A 6329-nucleotide genomic window follows, 5' to 3' on the forward strand; every position below is an offset into this window, starting at 1 on the left:
GACCCGCCGCGAAGCAATCCGCTGCCTCAAACGCTACGTCGCCCGCGAGATCTACCAGATCATCACCAGACCCGACCCCCAAGCCCGCACACAACAAGCCGTCGCTTGACATCCATAGGGGCATCAAAACCGCCGCTCGCTAGGAGCGGCGGTTCACAAAGTGCCCCGAGTGGGATTCGAACCCACACTAGATGGTGTTTGAGACCATTTCCTCTGCCGTTGGGATATCGGGGCCTATTTCCTGACATCCAGCTATATGTCCGTTTTGGTGACCGGGAGTACCCCCGGGTCGGGTACCAGGGTAGCGGGTCCGGGTACGCTCGTGCGCGTGACCGAGAGCGCGCGTCGTGTTGTGATCGCTGAGGATGAGGCTCTGATCAGGCTTGACCTCAAGGAGATGCTGGAAGAAGAGGGGTACGAGGTCGTCGGCGAGGCCGGGGACGGGGAGACGGCGGTCCGCCTGACCACGGAGTTGGTCCCGGACCTGACGATCCTCGACGTGAAGATGCCGGTCCTGGACGGGATCTCGGCGGCCGAGCGGATCGCCGGCGAGCGGATCGCACCCGTGGTCATCCTGACGGCGTTCTCCCAGCGGGAGCTGGTCGAGAGGGCCCGCGAGGCCGGAGCCATGGCCTACCTCGTGAAGCCGTTCACGAAGGCGGACCTGGTGCCCGCCATCGAGATGGCGGTGAGCCGGTTCCAGGAGATCAAGAGCCTTGAGGCCGAGGTGACGTCGCTCGAGGAGCGACTCGAGACGCGGAAGCTGGTCGACCGGGCCAAGGGGCTGCTGCAGAGCGCGCACGGGTGGTCGGAGCCGGAGGCGTTCCGCTGGATCCAGAAGACCTCGATGGACCGTCGGCTGACGATGCGGGCGGTCGCGGAGGCGGTCATCGTGGGCGGTGCGGGGGACACCTCTGAGGCGAAGACCGAATAGTGGGCCTCGTGGTGTCCGTTAACACCCCTGTAACGGAGTGAGCTGCGCTACTACGCAGAGTAGTCATCCGTATTCGTATCCGGACTTTTGGGGCACGGACCAGTAACGAATCAGCAACACCATCGCTGAATCCCTACTGCTCGTAGCCGGTGCTCGGTGTACTACCCACCTGAGCCCCAGGAAACGTGTCATTTCGCCCGCACCGAGTCCACGACCTGGGTGCAGATTAAGTCCCTGATCCCGGGGATTCGGACGGAAGGAAGAGCTACCTTGCGGAGCAGATTGATTACCGTCGTCGGCGTGGTGGCGGCGAGCGCGACACTGGCGCTCGGCGCGTCCGCGTGCGGTGGCAACTCCAAGGGCGGTGGCGACAATGTCACCATCGGGTTCATGGGTGACCTGACCGGCGAGAACTCCGGCATCGTCATCCCGCCCAAGCAGGGCGCTCAGCTGGCCATCGACCAGTACAACGCGACCAACCCGAAGGTCAAGATCACCCTCAAGACCTACGACAGCCAGGGCAAGGGCGAGCAGGCCGTGCCGCTGGCCAAGCAGGCCATCACGAAGGACAAGATCGCCGGCCTGATCGGCCCGACCTTCTCCAGCGAGTCGGCGCAGGCCGACCCGGTCCTGGAGGAGGGCAAGCTGCCGAACATCTCCTCCTCCGCGACCAACGCGGCGCTGGCGACGCACGGCTGGAAGTACTGGCACCGCCTCATCGCCAACGACAACGTGCAGGGCGCGGGGATCGGCGAGTTCATCAGCAACGGGCTGAAGGCCAAGAAGGTCTTCATCATCCACGACAACTCCGAGTACGGTAAGCCGCTCGGTGAGACGGTCAAGGCGACGGTGGAGAAGGCCGGCGCCCAGACCTCCGAGGACGCGATCGACCCGAACGGTTCGGACTTCTCCGCGACCGTGAACAAGGTCAAGGCGTTCGCGCCGGACGCGATCTTCTTCGGCGGCTACTACTCGGCGGGCGGCAAGCTGATCAAGCAGCTGCGCGAGGGGGGCGTGAAGGCGCGCTTCCTGTCCGGTGACGGTTCGCTGGACCAGGGTCTGGCCAAGGGCGCCGGCGGTACGAACGCCGACGGCTCGATCATCGGCTGCCCGTGCCTGATCGACCCGAGCGGTACGGCGAGCGCGGCGAGCAAGAAGTTCGCCGAGGACTACAAGGCCAAGTTCCACGCCGACCCGGCGATCTACTCGGCCGAGGGCTACGACGCGGCCACCGCGTTCATCGAGGCGGTCAAGGCCGGCAACACGACGCCGGAGAAGATCAACGACTTCCTGACGAAGGTCGACAAGCCGGGCGTCTCGAAGCAGATCAAGTTCCAGAGCAACGGTGAGCCGACCGCGACGGACGTCTACGTCTACGAGGTCAAGGGCACCCAGCTCCCGCTGCTGGGCAGCGCCAAGAACGCGACGGTCAAGTAGTCCGCCTGCCAGACGGCGGCCTTGAGACACGCGCAGGGGCGGGAGCGCAAGACGCGCTCCCGCCCCTGCGGTAGAGGCGACCACATTGAACACTCTCTTCAGTCAATTCTGGCCGTACACCATTGACGGCCTGTCGCTGGGCGCGATCTACGCCCTGGTGGCGCTGGGCTACACGATGGTCTACGGCGTCCTGCGACTCATCAACTTCGCGCACTCCGAGATCTTCATGATCGGGACGTTCGGGGTGCTCGGAGCCCTGCACCTGTTCGGGATGCCGTCGAACGTCGGCGGTTTCGCGCTGGTGGGCATGGCCCTCGCGCTCGCGGTGGTGGGCGGTGTCGCCTCGGGCGGCAGCGCCGTCATCCTGGAATACGTGGCGTACCGGCCCTTGCGGCGGAACAACGCGTCACGGCTCGCGGCGCTGATCTCGGCGATCGGCGCGTCGCTGTTCCTGCAGCAGCTCTTCGCGCGGCTCGTGATCCCGCAGGCCTTCGGCCTGCCGAAGGAGAAGGGCGCGCTGCCGGTCCAGGGGCACTTCGTGCACCGTACCGATGTGATCCACATCGGCGGGTTCGAGCTGTCGAACGACCGGCTCATCGTGATCGTCGGCGCGGTCCTCATGATGGTCCTGCTGGACCTGTTCGTGAACCGGACGAAGCTCGGCCGCGGCATCCGCGCGACCGCGCAGGATCCGGAGACGGCCGTGCTGATGGGCGTCAACATCGACCGGATCGTGACGGCGACGTTCGCGCTCGGCGGCGCGATGGCGGGTGTCGCGGCGGCGCTGTACATGCTGCGGTTCGAGGAGACGAAGTTCGACGTCGGGTTCCTGCTGGGCATCAAGGCGTTCACCGCCGCGGTGCTGGGCGGTATCGGCAATCTCCGCGGTTCGCTGGTCGGCGGTATCGTCCTGGGCCTGATCGAGATGTACGGCTCGGCGGTCTTCGGCTCCGAATGGCAGAACGTCGTCGCATTCAGCGTTCTGGTGCTTGTCCTCATGTTCCGTCCCACCGGCATCCTCGGTGAGTCTCTTCAGCAGGCGCGCGCATGAACGATACGACCAACCGAAACCCGCTCACCCGCGTACGGGACGGGTACTCGTCTTTCTCCGACTCGCTTCATGAACGCTGGGCGACCGCTCCGCGCTGGGCGCGGTGGGTCGTCTACCTGGTGCTGATCGTGGTCGCGATCATCCTGCCGGCGGACGGCATCGGCAGTTTCATGTCGCCGTACACCGACTGGCCGACGCTGCTGTTCTTCCCGATCGGCGGGTACATCCTGCTGGCGATCGGCCTGAACGTGGTCGTGGGGCAGGCGGGTCTGCTCGACCTGGGCTACGTCGCGTTCTTCGCGATCGGCGGCTACGCGATGGCCATCTTCGGGACGAAGATGCACATGGACTTCTGGGAGATCCTGGTCGTCGGTGTGCTGCTGTCGGCGGTGTCGGGCATCATCCTGGGCGCTCCGACGCTGCGGCTGCGCGGTGACTACCTGGCGATCGTGACCCTGGGCTTCGGGGAGATCGTCCGGATCGTGGCGCAGAACACCGACTACATCGGTGGCCCGAACGGCATCGGTGGCATTCCGCACCCGCCGACGCTGACGGAGTGGACGATCCCGGACAACGGGTTCTTCGACGCGATCGGGCTCGGCGGCGTGCAGCCGTTCAAGTACGGCGCGCTGGACGGCAAGCCGTACTACTACCTGATGCTGCTGGTGATCGTCCTGGCGATCATCTTCTCGAAGCGGCTGGAGAACAGCCGGGTGGGCCGTGCGTGGGCCTCGATCCGGGAGGATGAGGACGCGGCCGAGCTGATGGGCGTTCCGACGTTCAAGTTCAAGCTGGCGGCGTTCGCGATCGGCGCGGCGATCGGTGGCGCGGGCGGCGTGGTGTACGCGTCGCAGGCGGTGTCGATCATCCCGAACAACTTCCCGTTCATCCTGTCGGCGACGATCCTGGCGGCGGTGGTCCTGGGCGGCTCGGGGAACCTCCCGGGCGTCATGCTGGGCGCCTTCCTGGTGGCGTGGATCCCGGAGCGGATCCGTGGCCTTCAGGAGTACCGCGTGCTGGTGTTCGGCGGGGTGCTGGTCCTGTTGATGGTCTTCCGGCCGGAGGGCCTGCTGCCGTCGCGGCGCCGTAAGGCGGAGCTCGCCGAGGGTGAGGGCGGCATGGGCGGCCTCGGTGCCGAGGTGGGCGGTCCGGTGACCGTCGCCGCTGGTGAGGTGGGCGAATGAGCGAGACGGCAGCCGTTCCGGTGGAGGAGCGGACCGGTACGCCGGTGCTGGAGCTGCGTGAGATCACGATGCGCTTCGGCGGCGTCGTCGCGATCAACGGCCTGAACCTGACGATCAACGAGGGTGAGATCTTCGCGTTGATCGGCCCGAACGGCGCGGGCAAGACGACGGTCTTCAACGTCGTCACCGGGGTGTACCGGCCGACCGAGGGCCAGGTGGTCTTCGGTGGTTCCCGGATCGACGGCAAGAAGCGGTTCCAGGTGACGAAGCGGGGCGTGGCGCGCACGTTCCAGAACGTCCGGCTGTTCCACAACATGTCGGCGCTGGAGAACGTCATGGTGGGCGCGGACGCGCACCACCGGACGGGTCTGGCCGGTGCGGCGCTGGGACTGCCGTGGCATCGCCGTGAGGAGCGCGACGGCCGGGTCAAGGCCCGGGAGCTGATGGAGTTCGTCGGCATCGCGCACCGGATGGAGGAGACGGCGAAGAACCTGCCGTACGGCGACCAGCGGCGGCTGGAGATCGCTCGTGCGCTGGCGACGGACCCGAAGCTGCTGCTGCTGGACGAGCCGGCCGCCGGGATGAACCCGACGGAGAAGGAGGAGCTGCAGGGGCTGATCCGCAGGATCCGGGACACCGGGCGCACGGTGCTGCTGATCGAGCACGACATGAGCCTGATCATGGGCATCAGCGACCGGATCGCCGTGCTGGACTTCGGCCAGAAGATCGCGGAGGGCCTCCCGGCGGAGATCCAGAACAACCAGCGGGTCATCGATGCGTACCTGGGGGTTCCCGCCGATGCTTCTTGAGATCAAGGACATCCACGTCCACTACGGCAAGATCGCGGCGCTCAAGGGCGTGTCCGTGGAGGTCGACGAGGGTGAGATCGTCACGCTGATCGGCGCGAACGGCGCCGGCAAGACGACGACGCTCAAGACGATCTCGGGGCTGCGTCCGCTGACGCGCGGTTCGATCGTGTTCGACGGCAAGGACATCAGCAAGGTGCCGGGGCACAAGCGCGTGCTGATGGGCATCGGGCAGTCCCCGGAGGGCCGTGGCATCTTCCCCGGCATGACGGTCGTCGAGAACCTCCAGATGGGCGCGTACGCGCGCCGGGACCAGGTCGAGAAGGACCTGGAGGAGGTGTACGACCTGTTCCCGCGGCTGGCCGAGCGCAAGAACCAGGCGGGCGGCACGATGTCCGGCGGTGAGCAGCAGATGCTGGCGATCGGCCGGGCGCTGATGACCAAGCCGAAGGTGCTGCTGCTGGACGAGCCGTCGATGGGTCTGGCGCCGAAGCTGATCCAGCAGATCTTCGAGATCATCACGGAGATCAACCGGCGGGGCACGACGGTGCTGCTGGTCGAGCAGAACGCCCAGCAGGCGCTGCAGGTCGCGCACCGCGCGTACGTCCTGGAGACGGGCACCGTCGTGAAGTCGGCGGAGGCCGGCGCGCTGCTGAACGACCCGCAGGTGCGCGCGGCGTACCTCGGTGGCGGCGCGGAGGCGGCGGCGGGCCCGACGGCCTGACGTCCCTACGGCGTCGAAAGGGGCGGCGGCTCGCGTGGGCGGGCCGCCGCCCCTTCGTCGTCGCGCCGGGTCAGACATCCCTGGAGGTTGGATGTCAAGCGGCGAGGTCGTGGCTGTGGTGTGACCAGGCGGTTGCCTGGTCGTAGAGGGTGTGGGTTTTGAGGCAGCCGTGCAGGATGCCGACGAGGCGGTT

6 protein-coding genes and 1 tRNA gene are annotated in these 6329 nt (G+C 66.8%); 6 read left to right on the forward strand and 1 reads right to left on the reverse strand.

Features of this window, described 5'->3' with window-relative positions; genetic code table 11:
* Positions 1–161: 161 nt before the first annotated feature.
* Positions 162–234, reverse strand: a tRNA-Leu gene (locus NE234_RS43935).
* An 88-nt stretch (positions 235–322) separates the two neighbouring features.
* On the opposite strand from NE234_RS43935, the gene NE234_RS43940 reads away from it, so the two are divergent.
* The 6 genes from NE234_RS43940 (at position 323) to NE234_RS43965 (ending at position 6136) form a co-directional block, all read left to right on the forward strand.
* Entirely contained in the window at positions 323–934 is a 612-nt protein-coding gene (locus tag NE234_RS43940; RefSeq protein WP_252787122.1) for an ANTAR domain-containing response regulator, read from the forward strand.
* 270 nt (positions 935–1204) lie between these two features.
* The gene (locus NE234_RS43945; RefSeq protein WP_252787123.1) at positions 1205–2371 is read left to right on the forward strand and encodes a branched-chain amino acid ABC transporter substrate-binding protein; all 1167 of its coding nucleotides are present in this window, start codon (positions 1205–1207) and stop codon (positions 2369–2371) included.
* Between the two features lie 85 nt (positions 2372–2456).
* A complete protein-coding gene (locus NE234_RS43950; RefSeq protein ID WP_252787124.1) occupies positions 2457–3422 on the forward strand; it encodes a branched-chain amino acid ABC transporter permease in 966 nt (321 codons plus the stop codon).
* Positions 3419–4606 (forward strand): branched-chain amino acid ABC transporter permease, encoded by a 1188-nt coding sequence (locus NE234_RS43955; protein WP_252787125.1) that lies wholly within the window; start codon positions 3419–3421, stop codon positions 4604–4606. Before NE234_RS43950 ends, NE234_RS43955 begins: the two co-directional genes overlap by 4 nt.
* A complete protein-coding gene (locus NE234_RS43960) occupies positions 4603–5415 on the forward strand; it encodes an ABC transporter ATP-binding protein (protein WP_252787126.1) in 813 nt (270 codons plus the stop codon). The genes NE234_RS43955 and NE234_RS43960 overlap by 4 nt, the downstream gene beginning before the upstream one ends.
* Positions 5405–6136, forward strand: a complete 732-nt coding sequence (locus NE234_RS43965; protein WP_252787127.1) for an ABC transporter ATP-binding protein — start codon at positions 5405–5407, stop codon at positions 6134–6136. The genes NE234_RS43960 and NE234_RS43965 overlap by 11 nt, the downstream gene beginning before the upstream one ends.
* Positions 6137–6329: the final 193 nt, after the last annotated feature.

The sequence above is a fragment of the Actinoallomurus rhizosphaericola genome (genome assembly GCF_024055675.1).
Lineage (GTDB): Bacteria > Actinomycetota > Actinomycetes > Streptosporangiales > Streptosporangiaceae > Actinoallomurus > Actinoallomurus soli.